The sequence below is a fragment of the Sphingopyxis lindanitolerans genome, assembly GCF_002993885.1.
GTDB classification, from domain to species: Bacteria; Pseudomonadota; Alphaproteobacteria; order Sphingomonadales; family Sphingomonadaceae; genus Sphingopyxis; species Sphingopyxis lindanitolerans.
Map to the genome: position 1 here is coordinate 1,356,153 of NZ_CM009578.1, position 26,039 is coordinate 1,382,191.

Here is a 26,039-nt window from a genome sequence, read left to right on the forward strand (position 1 = left end):
GCTCCGCTTCGCCTATAGGCGCGCTATGCTCCTTTCCGACCGCATCCTTTTCCTCGACGGCGAGGCGCTCGTCATCGACAAGCCCGAAGGCCTGCCGGTCGATCCGCCGCGCGACGGCAGCCTCAGCCTCGAAAATCATCTCGACAGCCTGCGCTTCGGTTTCAAGCGCTGGCCGCTCGCGGTCCATCGGCTCGACCGCGACACCTCGGGCTGCCTGTTGCTGGCGCGCAATCCGAAAGCGCACGGTCGCTTCACCCGCGCGTTCGAGGGACGCGAGGTCGAAAAGCAATATCTCGCGATCCTCGAAGGCGTACCGACAAGCGACCACGGCACCATCGACCTGCCGCTCGGCAAGACATCGACCGCCGAAGCGGGCTGGCGCATGGTCGTCGACCCAAAAGGCAAGCCGTCGGTATCGCACTGGGAAATGATCGCGGTCGAGGGCGACCGCGCGCTGCTTCGCTTCCGGCCCGAAACCGGCCGCACCCACCAGCTTCGCGTCCACGCGCTCGAAGGGCTCGGCTTTCCGATCGTCGGCGACCCCGTCTACGGGCGCGGCGGCACGAAAACCCGCACGATGCTCCACGCCGAACGGCTCGTCGTGAAACGTGACGTCAAGCCGTCGATCATCGCCGAGGCCGCCTTCCCCGACCGCTTCGCCGCGCTCGGCTTTTCCGCTCCCGAAGGGGCGGCGCCGACGCGTGGCTGAGATTCCCGAAAGCGCGATCCGCGAGAAATTCCTGGCGGGCACGGGACCGGGCGGGCAGAATGTCAACAAGGTCGCGACCGCGTGCCAGCTTCGCGTCGATGTCTATGCGCTCGGTCTCGACCCCGACGCCTATCGGCGATTGAAGACGCTCGCGGGCAGTCGCATGACGAGCGAAGGCGAACTGGTCATCCTCGCGCGCCGCTTCCGCACCCAGGAGGCAAACCGCGCCGACGCGCGGCAGCGGCTGAACGATCTGGTCGACGCCGCGCTCGTCCGCCCCGAAAGGCGGATCAAGACCAAGCCGAGCAAGGCGGCAAAAGCGCGCCGCATCGACAGCAAGAAAGCGCGCAGTTCGGTGAAGGCGGGGCGCGGCCGCGTGTCCTTCGACTAGGGCCAGGACCCCGCGATGCAACTCTATCGGCTCGACGCCACGGCGCCCCAGATTTCCGCCGCTTTCGGGGTTGAGGCGGGCGATGATCCGTGGGCGGGCGACTATGTCGCGCCGGGCCGTCCGGCGCCGGTGATCGTCCCCGACAGCCGCGGCGGATCGCGCCGTTACCTGCGTCCCCGATTGTGGGGCGTGCCGCCGCCACCGCGCGGGACGCAGCCGATCACCAGCGTCCGCAATCTCGCGAGCCCGTTCTGGATCGGCACGCTGCGCCATCCCGAGCTTCGCTGCCTGATCCCCGCGACGAGCTATGCCGAATGGTCGGGGCCCGATGGCGCACGGCGACAGCACTGGTTCGCGCTCGCCGGCCGACCCCTCTTCGCCTTTGCCGGCATCCAGCGCCAAACCGGGGACTGGCCGAGCTTCGCGGTGCTCGTCACCGATCCCAACAGCCTTGTCGAGCGCCACCAGCCGAATGCCATGCCGGTGATCCTGCACCCGGAGGATCAGGAGCGCTGGCTGACCGCCGAGTGGCGCGACGCGCGCAACCTCGTCGCGCCCTATCCCGGCCATCTGATGGCGGTCGGCGACGCGCCTCCGCACCCCTGAAATTCACCATCTTTCTTCACTTTGGGATAACCAATGATCGGCTAGTTTCGGTCCGAATCGAAAAGAGAATGGGACGCAGGACCGTGCAGACGAGAACCAACAGCAAACCGGCTTCGCAGGCGCGCCGCGCCGAGCGCGCGCCCGTGTGCGGCCGCGCGCGCTTTCGCGAACCCGGCTTCAACCCGTTCGACGTCGAGCTGTTCGACCTGTCCTCGACCGGCTTTCGCATGGTCACCTTTGCGCGGCCGCAAGTGGGCAAGCATATCTGGGTCAACCTGCCCGGCCTGCAACAGCTCGAAGCGGTCGTCCGCCGCGGCGACGGCAATAATTTCGGCTGCGAGTTCGTCCATCCGCTGCACCCGTCGGTGGCGAAGCATCTTCAGGTGAAGCTGCGCTGAGATCAGCCACGCCCGTCATTGCGAGGAGCGCAGCGACGAAGCAATCTCCAGCCATCGATGTTGCGCGATTTCGAAAGCTGGAGATTGCTTCGCTGCGCTCGCAATGACGAGATCGTCAGCCCTCCGCCTTTTCCGACTTCTTCAGGATATGCTTCCACTCATCGGGCGTGACGCGCCCGACCGACAGGCGCGACTGGCGGATCAGGTCCATGTCGGCAAGCTTCGGGTCGGCCTTGATCGCCGCCAGCGTCACCGGATGCGTCAGCGCGCGCACCGGCGCGACGCGCACCACGACCCAGGGCGAGCCCGGTTCGGCGGTCGGATCGGGAAAGCTTTCCTCGGTTACGCGCATGATCCCCACGCATTCCTTGCCGATATTGCTGTGATAGAAGAAGGCTTCGTCGCCGACCTTCATCGCCATCATGTTGAGCTTGGCGGTGTGATTGCGCACCCCGTCCCACATGCCGGTTCCATCGTGCACGAGTTGGTCCCACGCATAAGCGTCGGGTTCGGATTTCATCAACCAATATTGCTTTGCCATGCCGCTCTCTTAGCAAGCATCGCCGGTTTGAAAAGAGCGAGCCTCTTTCCCTGCACCGTCGAGACTCCTACATGCGGGAACAGAGTCGCGGAAGGCCCCGGCCCCGCTCAATATGGATGACCTTATGACCGCCGCTGTTCCGACCATTTCCATGTCGCTTCCCGCCGACCAGTTCGCCCATGATTTCGGCGCCTCGTTCGAGCGCTTCGGTTTCGCGATGATCACCGATCACGGCATCGACCCCAAATTGATCGCCGATGCCTGGGACAAGGCAAAAGCCTTTTTCGCGCTGCCCGAGGACCGGAAGCGCGCCTATCACATTGCGGGCGGCGGCGGCGCGCGCGGCTACACCCCGTTCGGCACCGAAATCGCCAAGGGCGCGAAGGAAGTCGACCTCAAGGAATTCTGGCACGTCGGCCGCGACCTGCCCGCGGGGCACCGGCTCGCCGCGCAGCAGCCGAACAATGTCTGGCCCGCCGAGGTCGATGGTTTCCGCGCCGTCTATGACAAGCTGTTCGCCGAGTTCGACCGCGTCGGCGGCCGTCTGCTCTCCGGCATCGCGCGCTACCTCGGCCTCGCGCCCGATTTCTTCGATGGCACGGTGAAGGACGGCAACAGCGTGATGCGCCTGCTCCATTATCCGCCGGTCGCGGCGCCCGCAAAGGGCATCCGCGCCGAAGCGCATGAGGATATCAACACGATCACCTTGCTGCTCGGCGCCGAAGAGGCCGGGCTCGAAATCCTCGACAAGGACGGGTCGTGGCTTCCTGTCAGTCCGCCGCCGGGCGCGATGGCGGTCAATGTCGGCGACATGCTGCAGCGGCTGACCAACAACAAACTGCCGTCGACCACCCACCGCGTCCGCAACCCCGACGCCGGCCGCGCGAGCATCGCGCGCTATTCGATGCCCTTCTTCCTGCATTTCCGGTCGGACTATCCGATCGAGACGCTGGAAAGCTGCGTCGATGTATCGCACCCGGACCTCTATCCCGATCCGATTACGGCGGATGAATATTTGCAGGAGCGGCTGCGCGAGATCGGGCTGAAGAAGTAGGAAAAGCGGAGTCCGGCAAATTTTGACCGGCTCTTTACGGCTGGTATAGCGCCGCATCGTCTTCTCCCTGGGAGTCCATCGATGCGCACAACCACTGGCCTTTTCGTCCTCGTTTCAGTCCTTGCTGCGCTGCAACCCGCCGCTGCGGCGGAGCAGCGGTCCAGCCTGCCATGGAGCGCACCCGCCACGACGCAGATCATTGTCGAAGATCGCAAGTTCAGAAGCGGCGATGCCGAGCTGTCGGGAACCCTCTATATGCCGCTCAGCGGCAAGCCGGTAGCGGCGGTCGTCGTGACGCACAGCGCGTCATCGCCGCTACGCGGCGCGTCACTCTACGATCATCTGAAGACGGTGCTGCCCGCGCTCGGCATCGCGGTCTTTGCCTATGACCGGCGCGGATCGGGCCAGTCGGGTACGAAAGATGCCGGGGGCAATTTTACAATCCTCGCCGACGACGCGATCGCCGCCGCAAAGAGCCTGAAAACCGATCCGCGCATCGATCCGCGGCGTATCGGGACCTGGGGGCTGAGCCAGGGCGGCTGGATTTCGCCGCTCGCCGCGTCGCGCAGCCCCGACATCGCCTTCGTGATCGCGGTGTCGGCCCCTGTCGTCACCGCCGACGTCCAGATGATCTTCTCCTCGACGAACCATCTGAAGGCCAATGGTTATTCCAAGGCCGACATCGACCAGATGGTCGCGGCGCGCAAAGCCGTCGACAATTATATGCGCGGCACCGTTAGCCGCGCCGAAGCGCAGGCAAAGCTCGACGGGATCAAGACCAAGCCGTGGTTCAAATATCTCTACATGGGCGAAACCTTCCGCGACCGTGAGGTGTCGGGCTGGCGCAAGGAGATCGAGAATGATCCGCTGAAAAACCTCGAGGCGGTGACGGTGCCGATACTCGTCCTGTACGGCACCGACGACGCGGTGGTGCCGGTCGCCGATTCGGCCGAGCGGCTGAAAAGCGTCGCGCCCCGCATGCCGAAGATGCAGGTCCATGTGATCGCCGGCGCCGATCATGCGATGCAGATGTCGGCCGACCTCAAAACCTCGCTCGATCCGAAGCATGACGGCACCGAGCGACCCGATTCGCCCGAATATTTTGCCCTGCTGTCGAGTTGGCTTGCCGCGCAGGGATTGGTTGGACGCTAATCTGCCCGACTGGCCTACCACATTCCTACCGCCCCTCCCAATAATCGAACACCGCCTGTTGCTGCTCGCGGATGAAGCGCGCTGCGGCGGCGCCTTCCCACGGACCGTCATAGCCCAGCAGCAAGGCCGTCCCGCCGACCCACCAGCCCTGTCCCGGCAGGCGGTCGCTCTCGCGCACCACCAGCACCGCGAGGTCGGGTTCGCCATCCATCGCGGCGAGGCGGTCGACCTCTTCGAGGGTGCGGCACACCGCGCGCATCTTGGGCCGGGTGAAGCGAAAGCCGAGGTCGCCGAGCAGTTCGGAGTAGCTGACGCTCCGCCCCTCGCGCGCCGCGGCGGTCAGGATCGCGCGGATGCGCGGCGCATCGCCGAGCGCCGACACATCAGCGGCGGTTTCGAGGGCGCCTAGGCCCTGGTCTTTGGCGGCCATGGCAGGAATCCCGAGGTGCGCCGGACATAATCGGCATAATCGGGGCGCGTCTTGTGCAGCCCCTTTTCGAGCAGCGCCTTGCCCGACCACCGGGTCAGCGTGAAGGTCAGGAAGACGGGGCCGATCACGCTCGCCAACGCCACGCCCCACCCCAGATCGGCGGCGACCAGCCAGATACCCCACCAGGTCAGCGTGTCGCCGAAATAATTGGGGTGCCGGGTGTAACGCCACAGGCCCACGTCGAGCACCTTGCCCTTGTTCGCCGGATCCTTGCGGAAACGATGGAGTTGCGCATCGCCAATCGTCTCGAAGGCGATCCCGACCAGCGCCGCCGCGGCGCCGATCCAGCCGATAAGGCCAATGACCGGCGGCGGGAACGCCCCCGCCATGCGGATCAGCGAGGTAGCGTCAGCCCATCCAGCCGCGCTCGCCCAGATACCGATCTGCGCCGGCAAGCAGGTGATGAAAAGCAACGGTGCCTGCGTCAGGAAGACGAGGAGCAGCGCTACCTTTGCCCAGCTCCATTTCTTCGTCTCCATCTGCCGCGCGATAATCTTTGCATAGCGCGGGTCTTCGCCATGCACCCGCCAGCGGATGAAAAGATGGATCGCGAGGCGCAATCCCCACAGAGTTGTCAACCCGAGCAGTAGCCGACCATGCGGGCCTCCAAGCCCAGCCTGCCAAACGCTGCCCCATGTTAGCAAGACCATGCCGAATGCCCAGAAAGCGTCGATGAACGATACGTCGCGGATTCGGACGGCGATGCCCCACAGGATCAGGACGACCGCGATCAGCGCGGCGAAATTGAGCCCGAGCATCGCCAGCGCCTCGTTCATCCGTGCGCCCCTTCCTCCGTCCCCAAAATGTCGTCGATCGAACGCACCGCGCGTTCGGGGAATTTGGGAATACAGTTTTTATAGACGTCGAACACCCGCGTCATGTCGGCGCGAAAGTCGCCGGTCGGCCAGATCAGCGGACCGAGCCCGCCGGTCTTGGTCCCATAGTCCATCAGCCCGACGACCATCGGCACCTTCGCCGCCATGGCGATCTGGTAGAATCCGGTGCGCCATTTCTTCGCCTTGCCGCGCGTTCCCTCGGGCGCGACGGTCAGCATGAATTCGGCGCGGCGCGCGAATTCGTCGACCATCTGCTGCACCGCGTTGCTCGCGTTCGTCCGGTCGACGGGAATGCCGCCCATCTGGCGCATGAAGCCACCGATCGGCCACCGGAACAGCGACAGCTTGCCCATGAAATGCGGCCGCACGCCCAGGTCGGCGGTGAGCCCCAGATAGTTGACGAAATCCCAGTTGCTCGTGTGCGGCGCGGCGATGATGATGAAACGGCGCGGCTCGGGCACTTCGCCCGCCGCTTTCCAGCCGCGCATCCGGTAGAGCAGCAACAGCAGCCGTCGCACGGCGCGCGCAACCAGTCCCGGTGGATCGTCTTCGATAGCGGTCAAAATCCTCTCCCCAGCCCCGCAATTGCGCGAAAGATTTTACCCGCGCAAGCGGCTTGGCGGTCGCGGTGCGGCCGAAGGCGTCGGAAAGAAGGCCGGTCCCCGATCTTGCCCGATGCGGGTTCGCGATCAGGCCGCGGGATCCTATCCCACGAAGGCGCGCTCGATCACGAAATCGCCGGGGGCGGCGTTCGATCCTTCGCGGAAACCGAGCGCCGCGAAGCGGGCCTGCAGGTCGCGGATCATCGCCATGCTGCCGCACATCATGATGCGGTCGGTCGCGGGGTCGAAATGTTCGGCGCCGGTCAACGGATGGCCGAACAGGCGGCCGCCGTCGATCAAGGCGTCGATCCGGCCTTCGGTGCGGAAAGGCTCGCGCGTCACGGTCGGCAGGTAATGGAATTGCAGCAGCGCCTGATCCTGTACCAGCGGGTCGCCGGCGAGCTGGCTTTCAAGCTCCTCGCGGAACGCAAGGTCGCCGACCCGCCGGACGCAATGGACGATCACGACCTGGCTGAAGCGCTCGTAGATATCGGGATCGCGGGCCAGGCTGAGGAACGGGGCGAGGCCAGTGCCGGTCGAGAGCAGGAACAGCCGCTTGCCGGGAAGCAGCGCATCGGCGACGAGCGTTCCGGTCGGCTTGCGGCCGAGGTAGATGGGATCGCCGGGCTGGACCAACTGCAAGCGCGCGGTCAGCGGGCCGTCGGGGACCTTGATCGACAGAAATTCGATCTCGTCCGACCAGGCGGGGCTCGCGATCGAATAAGCGCGCAGCAGCGGCCGCCCCTCGCCGCCCGGCAGCCCGATCATCACGAATTCGCCCGAACGAAAGCGAAAGCTGGGCGGACGGGTGATCGCGAAGCTGAACAGATGCTCGCTCCAGTGCCGCACCCGCAGCACCTCCTCGACGGTCAGCGAGGCGGAAGGGGCCAGTTTGGCGGCGGCGGCAATACGATCACTCATCGCTTTGAACTTTCCAGATGCGTCATGGCGCCGGTCGCGAAGGCCGGCCTTTCGATCGCCGCATCGACCCGCGCCGGCGATCGGTCCGGCGCCGAGGCGGCCGTCCAGCTGGGCCGGGGCGGCACGAGCGGCTGCCAAACCTCCCAGCGAAAAGCCGCGCCAAAGTCCAAGCAGAATTGCTTCACGCCCTGAAATCTGGACATCGGGCACCGGCATCGGGCGGGGAGCGCATCGCCCTTTGCCATGTGACGCTGCGCTTGCTATCGGCGCGGGACAATGGCGAGTAATTCCGACGACCTTCCTCCTTCTGAGCCCCCAAGATCCCCGGGCGAGGGCATCGACACCCCGTTCGACAGTGCGTTGTCCGAACGCTATCTCGTCTATGCGCTGTCGACGATCACCGCGCGCTCGCTGCCCGACCTGCGCGACGGGCTGAAGCCGGTTCACCGCCGCCTTTTATGGGCGATGCGCGCGCTGCGGCTCGACCCCAGCCAGGGCTACAAGAAGTCGGCGCGCGTCGTCGGCGACGTCATCGGCAAGTTCCACCCGCACGGCGATACCGCGGTCTATGACGCGATGGTTCGCCTCGCGCAGGATTTCTCGCTTCGGTATCCCCTCGTCGACGGCCAGGGCAATTTCGGCAATATCGACGGCGATAATGCCGCGGCCTATCGTTACACCGAGGCGCGGCTGACGCGCGTCGCGATCGACCTGATGCAGGGGCTCGACGAGGGCACGGTCGATTTCAAGCCGACCTATAATGGCGAGGATGAAGAGCCCGAGATCATGCCGGGGCTGTTCCCGAACCTGCTCGCCAACGGCGCGAGCGGGATCGCGGTCGGCATGGCGACGAACATCCCGCCGCACAATGCCGCCGAAGTGATCGACGCCGCGCTGTTGCTGATCGAAAATCCGAGGGCCGAACTCGCCGAACTGCTCACCCATGTGAGGGGCCCCGATTTCCCGACCGGCGGCATCGTCGTCGACAGCCCCGAGACGATCGCCCACGCTTATGAGACCGGCCGCGGCGGCTTTCGCGTCCGCGCGCGTTTCTCGACCGGCAAGGCGGCCGATGGCGCGTGGGACGATACGGGAATCGAAAAGCAGCCCGGCGGCACCTGGCAACTCGTCATCAGCGAAATTCCTTACGGGGTGGCGAAGGGCAAGCTGATCGAACAGATCGCGCAGTTGATCGCCGACAAGAAGCTGCCGATCCTCGAGGACGTCCGCGACGAAAGCGCCGAGGATCTGCGCATCGTCATCGTGCCGAAGAGCCGCAATGTCGACCCCGATATATTGAAGGAAAGCCTTTACCGGCTGACCGAGCTCGAAACCCGCTTCGCGCTCAATCTCAACGTCCTCGACGCGACGCGGACGCCAAAGGTGATGGGGCTGCACCAGCTTCTCACCGAATGGCTGGACCATCAGATCATCGTGCTGGTCCGCCGCGCGCAGCACCGCATCAACAAGATCGACGACCGGCTCGAACTGGTCGCGGGCTATCTGATCGCGTTCCTCAACCTCGACCGGATCATCGAGATCATCCGCACCGAGGACGAACCCAAGCTGGTGATGATGGCCGAGTTCCTGCTCACCGACCGCCAGGCCGAAGCGATCCTCAACATGCGGCTGCGCAGCTTGCGCAAGCTCGAGGAAATGGAGCTCAAGCGCGAGCAGGACGCGCTGACCGCCGAGCGCGACGATTTGCTCAAGCTGGTCGAAAGCCCGGCGCGCCAGCGCACGCGGCTGAAACGCGACCTCGGCGCGCTGCGCGCCGTCTATGGCCCCGAAACCGCGCTCGGCGCCCGCCGCACGACGCTCGCCGAGGCGGCCCCCGCGCGCGACATTCCGCTTGACGCGATGATCGAGAAGGAGCCGGTGACGGTCATCCTCTCGAAGCGCGGCTGGATCCGCGCCCAGCGCGGCCATGTCGCCGCCGACCAGTGGCACGAATTCAAGTTTAAGGAAGGCGACGAGATCGCCTTTGCCGCGCACGCACAGACGACCGACAAGCTGCTGGTCGCGGCGAGCGACGGGCGCTTCTATACCGTCGGCGCCGACAAGCTGCCCGGCGGGCGCGGCTTTGGCGAGCCGCTGCGCCTGATGGTCGATATCGACCCCGATGCGCGCATCGTCGCACTGATCCCCGCCAGCACCGGAGGCCGCCTGCTCCTCGCCTCGACGAGTGGGCACGGCTTCATCGCAGAAATGGCCGAAGTGGTCGCCGAGACACGCAAGGGCCGGGGCGTCGTCAACCTGAAACCCAAGGCGCAGCTTCTGGTCGTCCGTCCGATCGCGACGAACGACGACAGCGTCGCGGTGGTCGGCGAAAACCGCAAGCTCGTCGTCTTTCCCGTCAGCGAGGTGCCGGTGATGACGCGCGGCCAGGGCGTGATGCTGCAACGTTACCGCGACGGCGGCCTGTCGGATGCCCTGACCTTCGCTTTCGCCGAGGGGCTGAGCTGGGCGATGGGCGGCGAAACCGGCCGCACGCGCACCGAAGCCGACCTTGGCCCGTGGCGCGTCGCGCGCGGCGCGTCGGGACGGATGCCGCCCACCGGTTTTCCGCGCAGCAATCGTTTCGACTGATCGGATTTACGTGTTGCCGTAAATCCCTTCTTTACTTCCGTTCCTTTAGGCAAAGACCAATGGGGAAAGGTCGCATAAAACCCACTGTCATGCCTATCGATAGAACCGGCGAAGACCGGCCATCCTTGTTCGTCGGCTGGATCGACGCCCTTCCGGTTCCAGCCGCGCTGATCCGTCCGCTGTCGCGCGGCAATTTCAGCCTGCACGCGAGCAATGCCGCCTTCGACAAGCTCGACTTGTCGCCGGCCGGCGTGAACGCTCCCATCGAACTGCGCCGTGCGATTGAGCGCGCACCGCAAGACGCCGGCGGCGTGCGCGAATTTTCGTGCCGCCTCGGCAAGGGGGTCGCGGCGCGCGACCTGCGCGGCTCGATCGGTCCGCTGCCCGGCGAAGGCGGCGAGACCGGGCTTTTCCTGCTGACGCTCATCGACCGCACCCAGGAAATGATGACCGAGCGCAACCTGCGCCGCGAACTCGTATCCGACAGCCTGACCGGCCTGCCCAACCGCGCCGGTTTCGAGGAACTGGTCGAACAGCGCAGCGATGCGCAAGCCAGCGGCGATCATGCGATCCTGCTGCTCGACCTCGCGCGCTTTTCGCGCATCAACGAACATATCGGTCCGATGGCGGGCGACGAGTTGATCATCACCGTCGCCCGCCGCCTGAAATCGAGCCTGCGCAGCGGCGACATATTGGCGCGCACCGGCGGCGATGAATTCGCCATCTCATCGCGCGTCCCCGGCGGCAAGGCCGATGTGCGCGAGATGGCGCGCCGCATCCGCGGCTGTTTCGACCATCCGTTCCGCATCGGCGAATTGAAGGTCAGCGTCGATTGCGCGATCGGCTGTGCGATCCAGCCCGGAATCGACACCGATATCGCCGACCAGATCCGCCATGCGCAGATTGCGCTGAAACGCGCCAAGCGCACCGACCGCATCGAGATCTATGAGCCCGAGGCGGCGATCCTGTCGGACAATCGCTTCGGCCTCGAGACCGAACTGAGGAGCGCGATCGAGGAGGATCGGCTCCACCTCGAATTCCAGCCGCTGATCGAGCTTGCGACCGGCACCGTTGCAGGGTTCGAGGCGCTCGCGCGTTGGAACACCAGCGACGGGCTTTCGATCCCGCCGACCGAATTCATCCCGATCGCCGAGGATTCGGGGCTCATCGTCCCGCTCGGCCAATGGGCGATCGGCAAGGCGGCGGCGACGCTTGCCGACTGGGACCGGGCGAACGGCGGCGTGCCGGTCGATTGCTATATCTCGGTCAATGTCTCGGCGATCCAACTGGTGCGCGACGATGTCGCGGCGGTGGTGCGCGACGCGCTCGCCGCCAATGCGATCGGCGGCGAGCGGCTGATGATCGAGCTGACCGAAAGCGCGATCATCGGCGACCCCGACCTCGCCCTGTCGGTGCTGAACGAATTGAAGGCGCTCGAAGCCCGTGTCGCGATGGACGATTTCGGCACCGGCTATTCCAACCTCGCCTATCTCCAGCGCCTGCCGCTCGACGTGCTCAAGATCGACCGCAGCTTCGTCGACCATATGGTCGAGGACCGCGACAAGGCGGCGATCGTCCGCACGATCCAGAGCCTCGCCGAAGTGCTGGGGATGCGCACGACCGCAGAAGGCGTCGAGACCGCCGACCAGGCGCGGCTGCTGTCGGCGCTCGGCTGCGATTTCGGGCAGGGTTTCCTGTTCGCGCGGCCGCTGGATACGAAGGCGGCGCTCGCCTATTGGCGTCAGTCGCTCGACCGCCCGATCATCTGATCGGCGAGTTCGCCGACCCGCGCGGCATCGGGATAATCCTCCGCCACCCATTGCGCCTCGATCTCACGCAGGATTCGCGCGACCTCCGGCCCCGCGGTCACGCCGCGCGCGATGATGTCGCCGCCCTTGATCGGCAGCATCGGGATGTCCCAGCCGCGCAGCGCCTCGACCGCCGCCCTTGCCTCGGCGGATGCCGCCGCAAACAGCCAGGCATCGCGCGCCGCCTCGATCCCGATGTCGCGCGCCAGGCGGCGCGCCGGTCGCGGGGCGCCGCGATGCCCCGCGACCGCCCCCAGATGCTTGCGCTGCCGCGTCGAAAGCCGCAGCCGGCTCGCCACCTGCTCGGCGGTCGCGGCGTCGGCGGGGAGCAGCGCGGCAAGACGGCGCAGCGCAGCAGGCTCCACTACCGCCGCCGCCTCGTTGATGAGCAGCCGGTCGAGCGCCACCGCAAAACCTCCGTCGAGTTCGGGCAGGATCACCGCGAAGATGCCGTCGGCCGCCATCTGCGCCGCAATCTCGCGCGGGTCGGGCAGGGACAATATCTTGAGCAATTCGTCGGCGACCCGCTCGCGCGACAGGCTCTTGAGCGACTGGCGCGCGGCGATGACCGCCGCATGGCTTTCGGCTTCGAGTTCGCTCCGCCCAAAGCGCGCCGCGAACCGATAGAAGCGCAGGATGCGCAGATGATCCTCGGCGATGCGCGTCGCGGCGTCGCCGATGAAGCGCACGCAGCCGGCCTCCAGGTCGGCGATACCGCCGAAATAATCGGCCACCGCGCCGCTGTCCGGGTCGGCGTAGAGCGCGTTGATCGTAAAGTCGCGCCGCGCCGCATCGGCGCGCCAATCGTCCGCAAAGGCGATCGTCGCGCGGCGCCCGTCAGTCGCGACATCGTGGCGCAGCGTCGTGATCTCGTGACGCTCGCCGCTCGCGATCGCGGTGACCGTGCCGTGGGCGATGCCGGTCGGGATGACCTTGATGTCCGCCGCCTCGAGGCGCCGGGTCACGTCCTGCGGCACCAGCGGGGTCGCGAGGTCGATGTCGGTCACGGCCAGCCCGAGCAATGTGTCGCGCACCGCGCCGCCGACGATCTTCACCGCGCCGCCGTCGGCACGCAGCGCCGCGACGATCCGTCGCAGGCCGGGCGCGCGCAGCCAGTCGGTGTCGGGCAGCGTCGTCATCCTAGCGATGCCAGCCCGGCGGCAGGCGCCGCGCAAGGTTGATGATGATATCCGCCGTCACGCCCCAGATCCGCCGTCCCTGCCAGTCCATATCGTAATAATGGCGGTCCTGCCCCTGCCAGTTCGCATGGTGCAACTGATAATTGCCGGGGTCGAACAAGATGTCGAGCGGCACTTCGAACCAGGCCTCGACCTCGTCGGGATTGGGATCGAGCGGCAGATCGGGCGGAATCACGCCGAGCACCGGAGTAATGTGATAGCCGCTGCCCGAGCGATAGGCGGTGGTGGCGCCCGCCACCATCACGTCGCGGCGGTCGAGCCCGATCTCCTCCTCGGCCTCGCGCAGCGCGGCATCGACCACGTCGCGGTCGCCTGGGTCGACCTTGCCGCCCGGAAAGGCGACCTGTCCAGCATGGCTGCGCAGCCATTGCGGCCTTTGGGTCAGGATCACGCCGGGGTCGGGCCGGTCGGTGAAGGCGATCAGCACCGCCGCGTCGCGCAGCGTCCGGCCGTGGAGCAGATAGGCTTCGTCCGATCCCGTATCGGGGAGCAGATTGCCCAGCGCCGCGTGCAATTTTTCGGACAGCATCAGGCGTCGACCAGCGCAAAGCGCGCGCCGTTCGACCAGATCGCGGGCGATGTCTCGCTCTCCGCCAGCGCCATCTCGACGATCTCATAATAGAGCGCGCGGTCGATTCGCGCTTCGAGCCCGTTCCCGATCGTCCCGCGGACGTGCAGGCGCGGATCGGGATCGTCGGCGTCGGCGCCAAAGCGCAGCGGATGATCGGGGCCCGCCATCACGAGGTCGTCGGTATCGAGCCGAAAGACCAGCTTGCGCGCCTTGCCCGCGCCCTCGCTCTTCATCTCGACCGCGCGGAAGGGCATATCCTCGACCGCGATCGCCAGTTTTTCGACAGGCGTGACGAGGACATGGCCGCCGTCGGGCTCGCGGCGCAGGATCGTCGAGAACAGCTTGACCATCGCGGGGCGGTTGATCCGGCCGCCTTCGTGAAACCAGCTTCCGTCGGCGCGAATCTCCATCGCGCTGTCGCCCGCGCGCGCCGGATGCCATTCGTCGACCGGCGGCAGTTTGCGCGCCGCGAGCAGGTCGGCGGTTTCGGCGAGCGAGAGCTGGGAAAAATCCTTGGGAAGCGAAGGCGCGGGGGTGACCATGTCTCCGACATAGGGGGATGGGCGGTCGGTGCAAGTCCATCGACGTCGCCCCCACACAGGCGGGGGCGACGGATGTCAGCGCGGCCCGATCATCCCGGCACCCACCACCAGCCCATGGCCGTTCACCGCCCGCGCCAGCAGGCGGCGGCGCTCGAACGGACCCGGCAAGTCCCACGCCCCTGTCGCGTCGGCGGTGAAATCGAAGAAGCGGCCATAATATTCGGGGTCGCCGATCATCATCAGCGCGCCATCGGCGACGGTCTCGGCGGCTTCGAGCATATGCGCCATCAGCATACGGCCATGCCCGCCGCGCTGGACTCCGGGGCGCACCGCGACGGGACCGACCATCACCAGCGGCGTGGCGGCCCCGCTCGCCGCCCGATGCGCGACCGGCCAGCATTGGATCGTGCCGATCAGCGCGCGCGCCTCGACAACCGCGAAGCTCAGCCGGGGCACCGCATCCACGCCGACGCGGATGCGATAGGCGGTTCGTCCAAAGCGATCCGTCCCGAAAGCAGCGTCGAGGAGATCCTCGACCGCCTGCGGCTCGATATCGGACAATGGAAGTAACTCGACCAACGCGCACCCTTTCGCTAATGCGGCGGCGCTTTAGGGTCCGGGCTCGGCGATGGAAAGCCGAATGTCGCACCCGCCGAACAGGAATTTCTTGTGACCGATACATTGTGGCTCGAAGTCGATGGCCTGACCGCCCAGGTGCTGACCGGCATCTATTCCGAAGAAACCCACCTGCCGCAGCCGCTGCGCATTTCGGTGCGCGCGAAGCTGGTCATCGCCGATCATTATGATCCGACCACCCCGCTCAGCCGGTCGAAGAATTACATGCACCTCAAATTCGCGGCGACCGAAGGCATTCCCAAGGACGTCCATTTCGTGCTGATCGAAAGCGTCGCCGACCATATCATCGACACGCTTCTCCTGCAGGACGAAAAGGTCGAGGAGGTCGAGGTCAAGATCGTCAAGCTCGCCATCGCCGAGGAAGGCGAGGAGATCGGCATCACGATGCGGCGGAATCGTTTGGGGGGCCGAAAGTGACGAAAGTGCCGCGCAGCGTGCCTTTGGCGCTGGTCACCGGGGGGCTCCACCGGGTCGGTGCGGCGATCGCGGCGCGGCTGGTGCGTGAGGGCTATGCGCTGGCGCTGCACCGGCGGAGCGCCGCGGAAACCGACGCGATTCTGGCCGACGCGCTCGCCGAGACGGGGGCGGTGAGCCGCCATTTTCAGGCCGACCTGGCGGACCCCGCCGAAGTGGACGCGCTGATCCCGGAAGTTGTCGCCACCTTCGGCCGCGCGCCCGATCTGCTCGTCAACAATGCCGCGCTGTTCGCCGAGGGCGAGTGGCCCGACCTGTCGGCGTCCGCACTCGCGGCGATGATGCAGGTCAATTTGTCGGCGCCGGTCATGCTTGCCACGGCGCTCGTCGCGGCGAGCGCCTCGGCTGCCTTGGCAGGCGCTCAGAATAAACGCGCACGCCCGGCGATCGTCAACATCGTCGACCAGCGCGTCCTGCACCCGGTCCCCGACCAGGTTGCCTACAGCCTGTCGAAGGCGGCGCTGTGGCAGGCGACCGCGACGCTGGCGGTCGCGTTCGGAAACCGCGCGCGCGTCAACGCCGTCGCGCCGGGGCTGACGATGGCGACCGACGATTATTCGGCGGCGCAGGTCGAGCGGCTGGCGGACCGCATGCCGCTGGGTGCGCTGCCGACGCCCACACAGATCGCCGACGCGGTGGTCTATCTCGCGCGCGCCGAGGCGGTGACCGGGCAGACGATCTTCGTCGACGGCGGCGCACATCTGGCGCCGATGGGACGCGATTTCGTGGCGCTGGAAAAAGACTGAGCCCACCCAAGACCCGTTTGCCCTGAGCTTGTCGAAGGGCTGTTCTTTCCTTCAGCGCCGCCAAAGAGAAGAACGGTGCTTCGACAAGCTCAGCACGAACGGAGTTGGTTGAGCATCAGTGAATATGCACCGCCTTGGTCACCAGATAGCCATCCAGCCCCTCGGGACCGCTCTCGCTGCCGAAACCCGATTCCTTGATCCCGCCGAACGGCATGTCGCTTGCCGAGATGACGAAGCTGTTGATCCCGACCATCCCGCTTTCGATGCCGTCGGCGATGCGGTTGATGCGGCGGCCATTTTCGGTGAAGGCAAAGGCGGCGAGGCCATAGGGCAGCCGGTTTGCCTGTTCGAGCGCTTCCTCCTCGGTGCCGAAGGGGCGGATCAGCGCCATCGGGCCAAAGGGTTCATTGTTCATCGCATCGGCGTCGAGCGGCACGTCGGCGAGCGCGGTCGGCTGGAAGAAATACCCCTCCCCGGTCGCCTCGCCGCCCGCGATCACCCGCGCGCCCTTCGCTTTCGCATCGGCGATCATCGCCTGTAATGCGGGCGCGCGGCGCGCGTTGGCGAGCGGTCCCATCTGGGTATCGGGGTCGAGCCCGCTGCCGACACGGACCTTTTTCGTGCGCTCGGCGAAACCCGCGACGAAAGCGTCGTAAATGCCCTGCTGGACATAGAAGCGCGTCGGCGACACGCAGACCTGCCCCGCGTTGCGGAATTTCTGCGCCACGACGCGGTCGAGCGTCGCCTGAAGGTCGCAATCGTCGAAGATCAGCACCGGCGCGTGGCCGCCAAGTTCCATCGTGATCCGCTGGACCCGGTCGGCGGCGAGCTTCATCAGATGCTTGCCGACCGCGGTCGAGCCGGTGAAGCTGACCTTGCGGATCACTTCGCTGCCGAGCAGGTGGCGGCTGATCATGTCGGGATGGCCATAGACGAGCTGGACGACGTCGCCGGCAATGCCCGCGTCGGCGATGCAGCGCATGATCGCGCTGGTGCAGCCCGGCGTCTCCTCGGGCGCCTTGGCGATCACGACGCAGCCCGCGGCGAGCGCCGGGGCGATCTTTTTGACCATCAGGTTGACCGGGAAATTCCACGGACTGAACGCCGCGACCGGGCCGACCGGCTGTTTGAGCACCATCGAACGCTGGCCCGCGGGGCGCTGGACGACGCGGCCGGTGATGCGTTTCCCTTCCTCGGCGAAATAGGCGAAGAGCGCCGCCGCCGACAGCACTTCGCCGCGCGCCTCGGCGATCGGCTTGCCCTGTTCGAGCGTCAGCAGCATCGCGATCCGGTCGGCGCGCTCGCGGATCAACCCCGCGGCCTTGTGCATCAGCGCCGCGCGCTCGTCGGGCGTCTTCGCGCGCCACACCGGCCAGCCGCGCGCGGCGGCAGCGAGCGCCTCGTCGAGATCGGCGGCCGTCGCCACCGGCAGTTCGGCGACCGTGGCGGCGGTTGCGGGGTTGAACACCGGCCGTTCCTCGCGCCCCTCGCCGCTCCGCCATGCCCCGTCGATGAAAAGCTGGAGGTCGGCGTCGTAGGTCGCGGTCATGGCGGGGCCCTTCAATGCGCCCCCCGAAACCCGTTCGTGTCGAGCGAAGTCGAGACACCCATCGATGTAGCGCAAGGTCGAGAGGCGTCTCGACTTCGCTCGACGCGAACGGGAAGAGGGGCTTGGTCTAACGGTGGCGCCTATATAGGAACGCCTCAGCGATAGTTAAAGCTGATACTAATCCGCTCGCCCTTGCCCGCGTGCGGCATCACCTCGTGCCGGAGCCAGCTTTCCCACAGAAAGACCCGGCCGGCGGCGGGTTCGGCGTAGATGAAGGGCAGCAGATGTTCGGGCGCATCGTCGGTGTGTCCCGGCGCCGCCATCAGCATCGGCAGGCGCGGATCCTCGAGCTTCAAGGCCCCCGATCCCGGCGGGACCGCGACGTAGAAGGTTCCCGACACGATGCTGTGCGGGTGGATATGTCCGCTGTGGGTGCCGCCGGGTTTCAGGACATTGACCCACAGGCTGTCGAGCTTCAATGGCTTGGCGAGGTCGAAATGGCACGCCCTGACGAAGGCCTTCACCTGCTTATCGAGCAGGCGCTTGAGGTCGTGGAAGGCGGGATCGCGCTCGGGCAGGTCGCCGAGGCTCGCGTAACTCGTATAGCCCTTGTAACCATGCTCGCGGCTCCACCCCCGCCCCGCGCCATCCTCCTCGGCGAACAGGCGGCAGCTTTCCTCCAGCTCCGCGAGCAATTCGGGGGTGCCGATGTCGGCTTCGTAGAAATTGGTGGCGAAGAGCGTGCGAACGGGCATGATGGGCGCAAAGCATAGGATGCGGGCAAGCGCAAGGCGTTGAACCTGACAGGTCTCCTAAACCGTCATGCTGAACTTGTTTCAGCATCCACGGCCGGGACTTGCGGCAAACGCGGCGCGGCTCGAAAGGGCAGACCATGGATGCTGAAACAAGTTCAGCATGACGAAAAGAGAGTATCGAGACAGGGAGAGAAGAATGGCCGAGTTTGAACTGATCGCCGACGGATTGCGCTTCCCCGAGGCGCCGGTCGTGATGGACGACGGCAGCGTCATCGTCGTCGAGATCGAGCAGGGACGGATCACGCGCTGCTGGCCCGGCGGCCGCAAAGAGGTCGTCGCGACCCCCGGCGGCGGCCCAAACGGCCTGGCGATTGGTCCCGACGGCAAGCTGTATTGCTGCAACAACGGCGGCTTTCACTATGTCGAGGCGAACGGCTATCTCGCCCCGCACGGCATCGCGAGCGACTATTCGGGCGGGCGGATCGAGCGCATCGATATCGACACCGGCGCGGTCGAAATCCTCTACAAATCGGGCGACAATGACGTGATCCTGCGCGGCCCGAACGACATCATGTTCGACACGCATGGCGGTTTCTGGTTCACCGATCATGGCAAGGTCGATTATGCGAAGCGCGCCCACGATATCGTCGGCATCTTCTATGCCAAAGCCGACGGCAGCTTCATCGAGGAAGTGATCTTCCCAAGCAACAACCCGAACGGCGTCGGCCTGTCGCCCGACGGCAACAGTCTTTATGCCGCCGAAACCTATACCTGCCGCCTGATGAAGTTCAACATCATCGCCCCCGGCAAGGTCGATGACGCCGCAGGGCCAGGCGGTCCCGGCATCCCGCTCTATCGCCCCGCGGGCTATAAATTCTTCGACAGCCTGGCGATGGAGGCGAACGGCAATATCTGCGTCGCGACGATCGGCGAATGCGGGATCAGCGTCGTCTCGCCAGAGGGCGAGCTGGTCGAATTCGTCGCGACCGACGATATCTTCACCACCAACATCGCGTTCGGGGGGGAAGATATGCGCGACGCCTATCTGACCCTGTCGGGCAGTGGACGGCTGGTGAAGACGCGCTGGGCGCGGCCGGGATTGAAGCTGCAATATTGAGAAGGGGCAACGGCGGATCATGCACCACGAAACCCATGCCGCACAGCGCGTCGGCTGGCTGCGCGCCGCGATCCTTGGCGCCAATGACGGGATCGTCTCGACCGCCAGCCTGATCGCGGGGGTCGCGGCGGCGGGCGCGGCACAGGGGTCGATCCTCATCACCGGCACCGCGGGGCTGGTCGCGGGCGCCATGTCGATGGCGGCGGGCGAATATGTTTCGGTCAGCTCGCAGCGCGACGCCGAAAAGGCCGATATCGCCACCGAAAAGCACGAACTGGCGAACGCCCCCGACCATGAGCTGGAAGAGCTGACGCAGATTTATCAGCAGCGTGGGCTCGACCGCGCGCTCGCCGAAGAGGTTGCGCGGCAACTCACCGATCATGATGCGCTAGACAGCCATTTGCGCGACGAGCTGGGCCTGACGCACGACGCGCGGGCGCGGCCGGTCCAGGCGGCGGCGGCTTCGGCGGCGAGCTTTTCGGTCGGTGCGGCGCTGCCGCTCGCGGCTGTGTTCTTCGATCGCGGGGCTTCGCTGCCGTGGACGGTATCGGCGGCGTCGCTGGTCTTTCTGGCGCTGCTCGGCGCGCTGGGCGCCTGGGTGGGCAACGCGCCGATGCGCCGCGCCGTCGTTCGCGTGACCTTCTGGGGCGCGATGGCGATGGCGGCGACGATCGCCATCGGGTCGCTGTTCGAGGTGGTGGGCTGATAGCGCTCAATCGGCGGCGGCACCGACGACCGGCAGCGCGATATAGCTGCCGTCCGGCCCCGCCACGGTTATGCGCTGCGTCGCCTTCACATAATCGCCGGGCCTGGCGAACATGATGTTCGGCACGAAGCGCTGGGGATTGCGGTCATAGAGCGGGAACCAGCTCGACTGCACCTGCACCATGATGCGGTGCCCCGGCAGGAAGACATGGTTCGCGTCGGGCAAGGCAAAGCGATAGAGGAGCGGCGTGTCGGCGGCGACCGGCTTCGCGACGCTCGGCGATTCGCGATATCGGCCGCGAAAAATATCCATGGCGATCGCCAGTTGATAGCCGCCCATCGCCTTGTCGCCGGCGACCTGGTCGGGATAGACGTCGATCAGTTTCACCACCCAGTCGGCGTCGGTGCCGCTGGTCGCGGCGGTCAGGTGGACCATGGGCTTGCCGCTGATCTTCACCGGCGCGGTCAGCACCGGGGTGGTGAAGCTGACGACATCGGTGCGGCCCGACGCCTCGCGCTGGTCGTCGACGAGCCAGTTCGGCCAGGTCAGTTCGCCCTCATAGCCCACCGGCAGGATCGGGCGGGCGCGGAAGGGGACGGGTTTCGCCGGGTCGGAGACATAGTCGACCGTTTGCGCCGGGTCGGTCGCGGGGGCGAACCCCAGCGCGGCCCCAGGCTTCAGATAGAGGCGCTGCGTGGGCGCGGCTCCCCAATCCGCCAGCCGCCGCCACGCATTGGTGCCGGTCTCGAACGCGGTGACGCGGGCAAGGTCGGCCTTTGGCGCGCCGTCGACCAGATATTGCGCGAGGAACGGCGCCAGCACATGGCGGCGGAACCACAGGCCGGTGTCCTGCCCCCATTTGATCGGGCCGAGCGCGCTCGCCTCGTGAATCTGCTGGCCGTGGTTCCACGGGCCGATGGCGAGTTTCAGATTGCCGGCACCGTCCGTGTCCTTCAGCGCCTGCCAGACCGCGACCGCGCCGTGAATATCCTCCTGGTCGAACAGGCTGTGGACGAGCAGGGTCGGGACGGTCAGCGGTCGCTCGGCCAAGATTCGATCCATCGCCTGCTGCTGCCAATAATCGTCATAGGCGGGGTGCTGCGCCACTTTGGTCCAGAAACCCGTCTGGTCGAGGCCGCGGCTTTTCGCCAGCGCGCCGGCCGACCCGGCCGACAGATAGAGGTCATATTCGTCGCGGTAGTTCGACCACCATTTGACGCTGTTGTCGCGCGATGCCTCCTGTTCCAGCATATAGGGCAGGTTCTGCTGACGAAACGCGCCATTGTGGAACCAGTCGTCGCCGTTCCAGCCGTCGACCATCGGGTTCATCGGCACCGCGACCTTCAGCGCCGGATGGGGGTTGATCAGCGCCATCAGCGGCAGGAAACCGTCATAGCTGATGCCGATGATGCCGACGCGGCCGTTGCTTTCGGGGACATGCTTCACCAGCCAGTCGATCGTGTCATAGGTGTCGGTGCTGTGATCGACCTTGCCGGGGTTGAGCGGCGTCCCGGCGAGCGGCCGGTTCATCACATAATCGCCCTCCGATCCATATTTGCCGCGCACGTCCTGGACGACGCGGATATAGCCGCCGCCGACCACGACGTCGGGCGCATTGTCATAGCCGTCGAGCACCGCCGCCAACGTTCCGCTGGGCGCAAGGCTGGTCATGCCGGTCGCGTCATAGGGGGTTCGGGTCAGCAATATTCCGGCATGATGCGCGCCCTTCGGCACCAGGATGACGGTGTGCAATTTCACCCCGTCGCGCATCGGGATCATCACCTCGCGGCGCTCGTGATCGAAACCCTCGGTCGGCTGGACGAAGGCGCGCGGCGTGTCGCCCGCCGATGGCGCGCGCTTCTGCGCGGTCGCCGCGCCGGCCGTCAGCGCCAGCCCGGCCACCAGCATGGCCGCGATCGTGATGCGAATTTTCATAAGGACGCCCCCTGTTACCCGTCGCCAGCGCAACACATCCATCGCCGCGAGGCAAGTGGCTGTGGGTGCCGGGCCTTTAACTATCCGGCATGGGCCTATCGCGCGAGCGGCCTGCCAAGCGCGTGCTTCAACCACCGCGCCGCGTCGTCGAACGCGCGATCGGCGAGCGCCGACGACGATATCGCGTCGAGAAAGCTGTGCGAGGCGCCCGGATAGACTTCGCGCCGCACCACCGTTCCGGCCGCTTCCAGTCGCTGGGCCATGTCCAGATTCTCGTCGCGCAGCACGTCGCATTCGGCGATGCACAGGAAAGCGGGTGGCAGCGCGCCGAGCGCCGCGCGGATCGGCGCCGCGCGCGGCGGCGCGGCGGTGTCGCCGCCCAGATAATTGCGCCAGAAACCGCGCATCTCGTCGCGTCCCAGCATATAGGGCGCACCGTCGTAGCGGTGATGGGACATCCGATCGCAGCGGTCGTCATAGGCGCCATAGTTGAGCAGCAGCGCCTTGATCAGCCCCCCCTCGCCCGCGTCGCGCCGATCGATCGCCGCCGACAGCGCCAGATTCGCCCCCGCCGAATCGCCGCCGACCGCGATCCTGCCGGGATCGATGCCGACCGCGGCGCCATGGTCGCGCAGCCAGCCGATCACCGTCGCCGTTTCATCGAGCGCGCGGGGAAAGCGCGCTTCGGGCGACAGGCTGTAGTCGATGCCGGCGACGCGAAACCCGGTGCGCTGGGCATATTCGCGCATCAGCCGGTCGTGGGTGGCGATGCTGAACAGGGTCCAGCCGCCGCCGTGCAGATAGGCGAGCACCGGCCCCGCCGCGGCCGCGGACGCCGGGGTATGGAGCCGCACCCGCACCGCGCCCGCACCGTGCGGCACCGCGATATCGTCGACCCGCGCCATGACCGTGCCACCGGCCGCCCAGGGCGCGCGCACCTGTTCGGCGATCGCCCGCGCCTGTGCGATGCCGACCGACGCAAGCGAGGGATGCCGCGCCCAGCCCGCCTGCACCGACGCGATGAACTGGCGAATCTCGGGATCGAGATCGTCGGGCCTTTGCATGCCGCCTCCCTGAAGAATGGCCCCAACCCTAGAGAGGGCGGAGGGGGCGGACGCTCTCCGGCAGGTCATTTATCTGTGCCGCCGGGCCATCCCGACATATCGGGTTGTGCCGCGCGCGCGTTCGCCGTCTATTCCGGGCGGAGAAGGGAGGGGGCATGATCCGCGCGCGCATTCGATCGATCCATCGCTGGGCGAGCATCGCGATGCTGGGCTTCTGGCTGGCCCAGGCGCTCACCGGGCTGCTGCTGGTGTTCCAGTGGGAGATCGACGACGCGACGGTCGCGGGGCCGCGCGTGCCCACCGACATTGCGGCGATCGATGCCCGGCTGACCGGACTGGTCGCAGCCGATCCGGGCCTCCGCATCCGGTCGCTCAGCACCACCGGCAGCGGCCTGGATCGCTATGACATCGGCCTGGACGATGGCGGCGAAAGCGTCACGTTGCGCATCGATGGCGCGGGCCGACCGCTGCGCCGCCAGGGGCCGGACGACCGCGTCCGCCACGGCGCGCTGTTTGACAGCGTCTATGACCTTCACGAAAGCCTGCTGGCGGGCGACGCTGGAATGTGGATCGTCGGGATCAGCGGCCTGTTGCTGCTGTCCAACATCATCCTGGGGCTGATCCTCGCATGGCCGGGACGACGCTGGGCGCGCTGGCGGATGGCGCTGCGCCCCACCATGGCGCGGCCGGGCCCGGCGCGGCCCTATGGCTGGCACCGCACCGCCGGGCTGTGGATGGCGATTCCGGCATTCCTGACCATCAGTTGCGGCACCGCGCTGATCTTCATCGTCGGTATCGAGGGGCTGGCCGGGATCAGCCGGGACGAACCCGCCGCGCCCGCGCTGAAGGCCGGCCAGGCCGCGATCGCGATGCCCGACGCGGTGGCGCGCGCGCGCCGCCTCTACCCCCGGGCGACGCTGACCCGGATCGACTATCCCACCAACGATACCCCCTCCTATGCCGTGCAATTCCGCCAGCCGGGCGAGGCGGCGCTGATCTTTGGATCGACCATCGTCTATGTCGCGGCGGCGGACGGCCGCGTCACCGGCCGGGTCGATCCGTTCACCATGCCGCTGCGCCAACGGGCGCTGGATCTGCTCTATCCCATCCACACCGGCGAAATCGGCGGGCTGACGGGGCGGATCACGATCTTCCTGATCGGGCTGTGGCTGACGCTGATGATCGGGCTCGGCTTCTGGCTCTGGCAGTCGCGGCGCAGCGGCCGGAAAGCCCCGTCGCGGGGGACACAGCGCGCCATGCACCATCAAAACGGATCGGAAATGCGATGACCCAGGACGGCACGACCGCGAACCCGCGCCCGCTCAAGGCCCGCCATGTCAGCATGATCTCGATCGGCGGGATCATCGGGTCGGGATTGTTCGTCGGCAGCAGCGCGGCGATCGCCGCGACCGGCCCGGCGATCGTCGTCAGCTATGCCATCGCAGGCGTGCTGATCCTGCTGGTGATGCGGATGCTTGCCGACATGGCGTTGGCGTCGCCCGGCGCGGGATCGTTCACCGAACATATCCGCATCGGCCTGGGCAATGGCGCGGGCTTCGTCGCCGGCTGGCTCTATTGGATTTTCTGGGCGCTGGCGATCGCGCTGGAGGGGCTGGCGGGGGCCAGCATCATCGTCACCTGGCTGCCGGGGACGGAGCCGTGGCAGGTCGGGCTGCTGCTGGTCGGCGGCATGACCGCGCTCAACCTGTTGTCGGTCCGCGCCTTTGGCGAATCCGAATTCTGGCTGTCGGGGATCAAGGTGGCGGCGATCCTCCTGTTCATCGGCGTCGCGGCCTTCGCGGTCGGCAAGGGCATGATCGGCGGCGGCGGCATCCCCGCGCCGCTCTATGCCTTTGGCGGCTTCGCGCCCTTTGGCGCGGCGTCGGTCTTTTCGGGCGTGACCGCGGTGATCCTGGCGCTGGTCGGGGCGGAGATCATCACGATCGCCGCCGCCGACGCGCACGAGCCGGGGCCGGTGATCGCGCGGCTGACCACGACGCTGATCATCCGGGTCGCGCTCTTCTATCTGCTGTCGATGCTGCTGATCGTCGCGATCGTGCCGTGGACCACGATCCGTCCCGGCGCATCGCCCTTTGCCATGGCGCTCGCCGCCGTCGGCGCGCCCGGCGCGTCGCTGGTGATGAACGCGGTGATCATCGTCGCGGTGCTGTCGTGCATGAATTCGGGCGTCTATGTCTGTTCGCGGGTGCTGACGGCGCTGGCCGCGAAAGGCGAGGCGCCGGCCTGGTTCGGCAAGGCCGACGCGCGCGGCGTTCCGGTGCGCGCGATCCTCGCCGGATCGGGGGCGGCGGCGCTGGCGGTGCTGGCGTCGGTCCTGTCGGCCGAACGGCTGTTCGCGATGCTGGTCAATGCGACCGGCATGGTGATGCTGATCGTCTATCTGATGCTGGTGCTCGCCCATATGGGCTTTGTTCGCCGGGGCGGGGAAAGCCGCCTGCCGCGCGCGGCCGCCCCGATCGTCATCGCGGCGATGGTCGCGGTGATCGCGTCGATGCTGGCGACCCCCGGCCTTGCCTCGCAGGCCTGGGCCGGGCTGGCCAGCACCGCGCTGCTCGCGCTCGCCTATCGCGCCCTATCGCGCCGCCGCGCGCCGGCCTGAGCCAGGCCCATTATGTTGGTCTTTTTAC

General features: G+C 66.8%; 27 protein-coding genes. 14 read left to right on the forward strand and 13 right to left on the reverse strand.

What is annotated here, in order from left to right; genetic code table 11:
- The first annotated feature begins 25 nt into the window (after positions 1 to 25).
- From CVO77_RS06495 to CVO77_RS06510, 4 genes are all read left to right on the forward strand, one after another.
- A complete protein-coding gene (locus tag CVO77_RS06495) occupies positions 26 to 709 on the forward strand; it encodes an RluA family pseudouridine synthase (RefSeq protein WP_105998412.1) in 684 nt (227 codons plus the stop codon).
- Positions 702 to 1,100, forward strand: coding sequence for an alternative ribosome rescue aminoacyl-tRNA hydrolase ArfB (gene arfB, locus CVO77_RS06500; protein WP_105998413.1), 399 nt, complete (start codon positions 702 to 704; stop codon positions 1,098 to 1,100). Before CVO77_RS06495 ends, arfB begins: the two co-directional genes overlap by 8 nt.
- 15 nt (positions 1,101 to 1,115) lie before the next feature.
- Entirely contained in the window at positions 1,116 to 1,706 is a 591-nt protein-coding gene (locus CVO77_RS06505; RefSeq protein ID WP_105998414.1) for an SOS response-associated peptidase family protein, read from the forward strand.
- A gap of 83 nt (positions 1,707 to 1,789) precedes the next feature.
- Positions 1,790 to 2,104 (forward strand): PilZ domain-containing protein, encoded by a 315-nt coding sequence (locus CVO77_RS06510; RefSeq protein WP_158258013.1) that lies wholly within the window; start codon positions 1,790 to 1,792, stop codon positions 2,102 to 2,104.
- Positions 2,105 to 2,219: 115 nt separating this feature from the next.
- On the opposite strand, the gene CVO77_RS06515 is transcribed toward CVO77_RS06510, so the two are convergent.
- Positions 2,220 to 2,645, reverse strand: coding sequence for an EVE domain-containing protein (locus tag CVO77_RS06515; RefSeq protein ID WP_105998416.1), 426 nt, complete (start codon positions 2,643 to 2,645; stop codon positions 2,220 to 2,222).
- 124 nt (positions 2,646 to 2,769) lie between these two features.
- Here CVO77_RS06515 and CVO77_RS06520 point away from each other — a divergent pair, with 124 nt between their 5' ends.
- Complete coding sequence (locus CVO77_RS06520) at positions 2,770 to 3,699, forward strand: isopenicillin N synthase family dioxygenase (protein WP_106000691.1); 930 nt, start codon at positions 2,770 to 2,772, stop codon at positions 3,697 to 3,699.
- 81 nt (positions 3,700 to 3,780) lie between these two features.
- Positions 3,781 to 4,851: an alpha/beta hydrolase family protein gene (locus tag CVO77_RS06525; protein ID WP_105998417.1), complete on the forward strand. Its 1,071-nt coding sequence runs from the start codon at positions 3,781 to 3,783 to the stop codon at positions 4,849 to 4,851.
- 25 nt (positions 4,852 to 4,876) lie between these two features.
- Here the strand turns inward: CVO77_RS06525 and CVO77_RS06530 are convergent, their stop codons facing one another.
- From CVO77_RS06530 to CVO77_RS06545, 4 genes are all read right to left on the reverse strand, one after another.
- Positions 4,877 to 5,281 (reverse strand): ribose-phosphate pyrophosphokinase, encoded by a 405-nt coding sequence (locus tag CVO77_RS06530; protein ID WP_105998418.1) that lies wholly within the window; start codon positions 5,279 to 5,281, stop codon positions 4,877 to 4,879.
- Entirely contained in the window at positions 5,257 to 6,117 is an 861-nt protein-coding gene (locus tag CVO77_RS06535) for a DUF1295 domain-containing protein (RefSeq protein WP_105998419.1), read from the reverse strand. Before CVO77_RS06535 ends, CVO77_RS06530 begins: the two co-directional genes overlap by 25 nt.
- A complete protein-coding gene (locus tag CVO77_RS06540; protein WP_105998420.1) occupies positions 6,114 to 6,740 on the reverse strand; it encodes a lysophospholipid acyltransferase family protein in 627 nt (208 codons plus the stop codon). The genes CVO77_RS06535 and CVO77_RS06540 overlap by 4 nt, the downstream gene beginning before the upstream one ends.
- A gap of 141 nt (positions 6,741 to 6,881) precedes the next feature.
- Positions 6,882 to 7,700, reverse strand: coding sequence for a ferredoxin--NADP reductase (locus tag CVO77_RS06545; protein ID WP_105998421.1), 819 nt, complete (start codon positions 7,698 to 7,700; stop codon positions 6,882 to 6,884).
- A gap of 276 nt (positions 7,701 to 7,976) precedes the next feature.
- Between CVO77_RS06545 and parC the strand changes: the two genes are divergently transcribed.
- Both parC and CVO77_RS06560 read left to right on the forward strand, forming a co-directional pair.
- Positions 7,977 to 10,289 carry a DNA topoisomerase IV subunit A gene (gene parC / locus CVO77_RS06555; protein WP_105998423.1) on the forward strand — a complete coding sequence of 771 codons (2,313 nt, stop codon included), beginning with the start codon at positions 7,977 to 7,979 and terminating at the stop codon, positions 10,287 to 10,289.
- A gap of 89 nt (positions 10,290 to 10,378) precedes the next feature.
- A complete protein-coding gene (locus CVO77_RS06560; protein ID WP_242446124.1) occupies positions 10,379 to 12,058 on the forward strand; it encodes a putative bifunctional diguanylate cyclase/phosphodiesterase in 1,680 nt (559 codons plus the stop codon).
- Here CVO77_RS06560 and CVO77_RS06565 read toward each other — a convergent pair.
- The 4 genes from CVO77_RS06565 to CVO77_RS06580 all read right to left on the reverse strand — a co-directional run bounded on the left by CVO77_RS06565 (position 12,031) and on the right by CVO77_RS06580 (position 14,970).
- Entirely contained in the window at positions 12,031 to 13,236 is a 1,206-nt protein-coding gene (locus CVO77_RS06565; protein WP_105998425.1) for a CCA tRNA nucleotidyltransferase, read from the reverse strand. The genes CVO77_RS06560 and CVO77_RS06565 overlap by 28 nt on opposite strands.
- 1 nt (position 13,237) lies before the next feature.
- Complete coding sequence (locus CVO77_RS06570) at positions 13,238 to 13,825, reverse strand: CoA pyrophosphatase (RefSeq protein ID WP_105998426.1); 588 nt, start codon at positions 13,823 to 13,825, stop codon at positions 13,238 to 13,240.
- The gene (locus CVO77_RS06575; protein WP_105998427.1) at positions 13,825 to 14,409 is read right to left on the reverse strand and encodes a DUF1285 domain-containing protein; all 585 of its coding nucleotides are present in this window, start codon (positions 14,407 to 14,409) and stop codon (positions 13,825 to 13,827) included. The genes CVO77_RS06570 and CVO77_RS06575 overlap by 1 nt, the downstream gene beginning before the upstream one ends.
- Before the next feature lie 75 nt (positions 14,410 to 14,484).
- Positions 14,485 to 14,970 (reverse strand): GNAT family N-acetyltransferase, encoded by a 486-nt coding sequence (locus tag CVO77_RS06580; RefSeq protein WP_242446125.1) that lies wholly within the window; start codon positions 14,968 to 14,970, stop codon positions 14,485 to 14,487.
- A gap of 108 nt (positions 14,971 to 15,078) precedes the next feature.
- On the opposite strand from CVO77_RS06580, the gene CVO77_RS06585 reads away from it, so the two are divergent.
- Entirely contained in the window at positions 15,079 to 15,462 is a 384-nt protein-coding gene (locus CVO77_RS06585) for a dihydroneopterin aldolase (protein ID WP_105998429.1), read from the forward strand.
- A complete protein-coding gene (locus tag CVO77_RS06590) occupies positions 15,459 to 16,265 on the forward strand; it encodes an SDR family oxidoreductase (RefSeq protein WP_105998430.1) in 807 nt (268 codons plus the stop codon). Before CVO77_RS06585 ends, CVO77_RS06590 begins: the two co-directional genes overlap by 4 nt.
- Before the next feature lie 115 nt (positions 16,266 to 16,380).
- Here the strand turns inward: CVO77_RS06590 and CVO77_RS06595 are convergent, their stop codons facing one another.
- A complete protein-coding gene (locus CVO77_RS06595) occupies positions 16,381 to 17,814 on the reverse strand; it encodes an NAD-dependent succinate-semialdehyde dehydrogenase (RefSeq protein WP_105998431.1) in 1,434 nt (477 codons plus the stop codon).
- A 155-nt stretch (positions 17,815 to 17,969) separates the two neighbouring features.
- Positions 17,970 to 18,569, reverse strand: a complete 600-nt coding sequence (locus tag CVO77_RS06600) for a TIGR02466 family protein (RefSeq protein ID WP_105998432.1) — start codon at positions 18,567 to 18,569, stop codon at positions 17,970 to 17,972.
- A 196-nt stretch (positions 18,570 to 18,765) separates the two neighbouring features.
- Between CVO77_RS06600 and CVO77_RS06605 the strand changes: the two genes are divergently transcribed.
- A complete protein-coding gene (locus CVO77_RS06605; protein WP_105998433.1) occupies positions 18,766 to 19,686 on the forward strand; it encodes an SMP-30/gluconolactonase/LRE family protein in 921 nt (306 codons plus the stop codon).
- Positions 19,687 to 19,705: 19 nt separating this feature from the next.
- Entirely contained in the window at positions 19,706 to 20,392 is a 687-nt protein-coding gene (locus CVO77_RS06610; RefSeq protein WP_105998434.1) for a VIT1/CCC1 transporter family protein, read from the forward strand.
- 6 nt (positions 20,393 to 20,398) lie between these two features.
- Here the strand turns inward: CVO77_RS06610 and CVO77_RS06615 are convergent, their stop codons facing one another.
- The gene (locus CVO77_RS06615; RefSeq protein WP_105998435.1) at positions 20,399 to 22,327 is read right to left on the reverse strand and encodes a CocE/NonD family hydrolase; all 1,929 of its coding nucleotides are present in this window, start codon (positions 22,325 to 22,327) and stop codon (positions 20,399 to 20,401) included.
- Between the two features lie 95 nt (positions 22,328 to 22,422).
- A complete protein-coding gene (locus CVO77_RS06620) occupies positions 22,423 to 23,391 on the reverse strand; it encodes an alpha/beta hydrolase (protein ID WP_105998436.1) in 969 nt (322 codons plus the stop codon).
- A gap of 155 nt (positions 23,392 to 23,546) precedes the next feature.
- Here CVO77_RS06620 and CVO77_RS06625 point away from each other — a divergent pair, with 155 nt between their 5' ends.
- Together CVO77_RS06625 and CVO77_RS06630 are read left to right on the forward strand one after the other, a co-directional pair.
- The gene (locus CVO77_RS06625; protein ID WP_105998437.1) at positions 23,547 to 24,680 is read left to right on the forward strand and encodes a PepSY-associated TM helix domain-containing protein; all 1,134 of its coding nucleotides are present in this window, start codon (positions 23,547 to 23,549) and stop codon (positions 24,678 to 24,680) included.
- Positions 24,677 to 26,011, forward strand: a complete 1,335-nt coding sequence (locus CVO77_RS06630) for an amino acid permease (protein ID WP_105998438.1) — start codon at positions 24,677 to 24,679, stop codon at positions 26,009 to 26,011. Before CVO77_RS06625 ends, CVO77_RS06630 begins: the two co-directional genes overlap by 4 nt.
- Positions 26,012 to 26,039: the final 28 nt, after the last annotated feature.

Coding starts and splice junctions, on each gene's coding strand:
- CVO77_RS06495 (WP_105998412.1), top strand. CDS start 26: ATGCTCCTTTCCGACCGCATCCTTTTCCTCGACGGCGAGGCGCTCGTC.
- CVO77_RS06505 (WP_105998414.1), top strand. CDS start 1,116: ATGCAACTCTATCGGCTCGACGCCACGGCGCCCCAGATTTCCGCCGCT.
- CVO77_RS06515 (WP_105998416.1), bottom strand. CDS start 2,645: ATGGCAAAGCAATATTGGTTGATGAAATCCGAACCCGACGCTTATGCG.
- CVO77_RS06520 (WP_106000691.1), top strand. CDS start 2,770: ATGACCGCCGCTGTTCCGACCATTTCCATGTCGCTTCCCGCCGACCAG.
- CVO77_RS06525 (WP_105998417.1), top strand. CDS start 3,781: ATGCGCACAACCACTGGCCTTTTCGTCCTCGTTTCAGTCCTTGCTGCG.
- CVO77_RS06530 (WP_105998418.1), bottom strand. CDS start 5,281: ATGGCCGCCAAAGACCAGGGCCTAGGCGCCCTCGAAACCGCCGCTGAT.
- CVO77_RS06535 (WP_105998419.1), bottom strand. CDS start 6,117: ATGAACGAGGCGCTGGCGATGCTCGGGCTCAATTTCGCCGCGCTGATC.
- CVO77_RS06545 (WP_105998421.1), bottom strand. CDS start 7,700: ATGAGTGATCGTATTGCCGCCGCCGCCAAACTGGCCCCTTCCGCCTCG.
- parC (WP_105998423.1), top strand. CDS start 7,977: ATGGCGAGTAATTCCGACGACCTTCCTCCTTCTGAGCCCCCAAGATCC.
- CVO77_RS06560 (WP_242446124.1), top strand. CDS start 10,379: ATGCCTATCGATAGAACCGGCGAAGACCGGCCATCCTTGTTCGTCGGC.
- CVO77_RS06565 (WP_105998425.1), bottom strand. CDS start 13,236: ATGACGACGCTGCCCGACACCGACTGGCTGCGCGCGCCCGGCCTGCGA.
- CVO77_RS06570 (WP_105998426.1), bottom strand. CDS start 13,825: ATGCTGTCCGAAAAATTGCACGCGGCGCTGGGCAATCTGCTCCCCGAT.
- CVO77_RS06575 (WP_105998427.1), bottom strand. CDS start 14,409: ATGGTCACCCCCGCGCCTTCGCTTCCCAAGGATTTTTCCCAGCTCTCG.
- CVO77_RS06595 (WP_105998431.1), bottom strand. CDS start 17,814: ATGACCGCGACCTACGACGCCGACCTCCAGCTTTTCATCGACGGGGCA.
- CVO77_RS06600 (WP_105998432.1), bottom strand. CDS start 18,569: ATGCCCGTTCGCACGCTCTTCGCCACCAATTTCTACGAAGCCGACATC.
- CVO77_RS06605 (WP_105998433.1), top strand. CDS start 18,766: ATGGCCGAGTTTGAACTGATCGCCGACGGATTGCGCTTCCCCGAGGCG.
- CVO77_RS06610 (WP_105998434.1), top strand. CDS start 19,706: ATGCACCACGAAACCCATGCCGCACAGCGCGTCGGCTGGCTGCGCGCC.
- CVO77_RS06615 (WP_105998435.1), bottom strand. CDS start 22,327: ATGAAAATTCGCATCACGATCGCGGCCATGCTGGTGGCCGGGCTGGCG.
- CVO77_RS06620 (WP_105998436.1), bottom strand. CDS start 23,391: ATGCAAAGGCCCGACGATCTCGATCCCGAGATTCGCCAGTTCATCGCG.
- CVO77_RS06625 (WP_105998437.1), top strand. CDS start 23,547: ATGATCCGCGCGCGCATTCGATCGATCCATCGCTGGGCGAGCATCGCG.
- CVO77_RS06630 (WP_105998438.1), top strand. CDS start 24,677: ATGACCCAGGACGGCACGACCGCGAACCCGCGCCCGCTCAAGGCCCGC.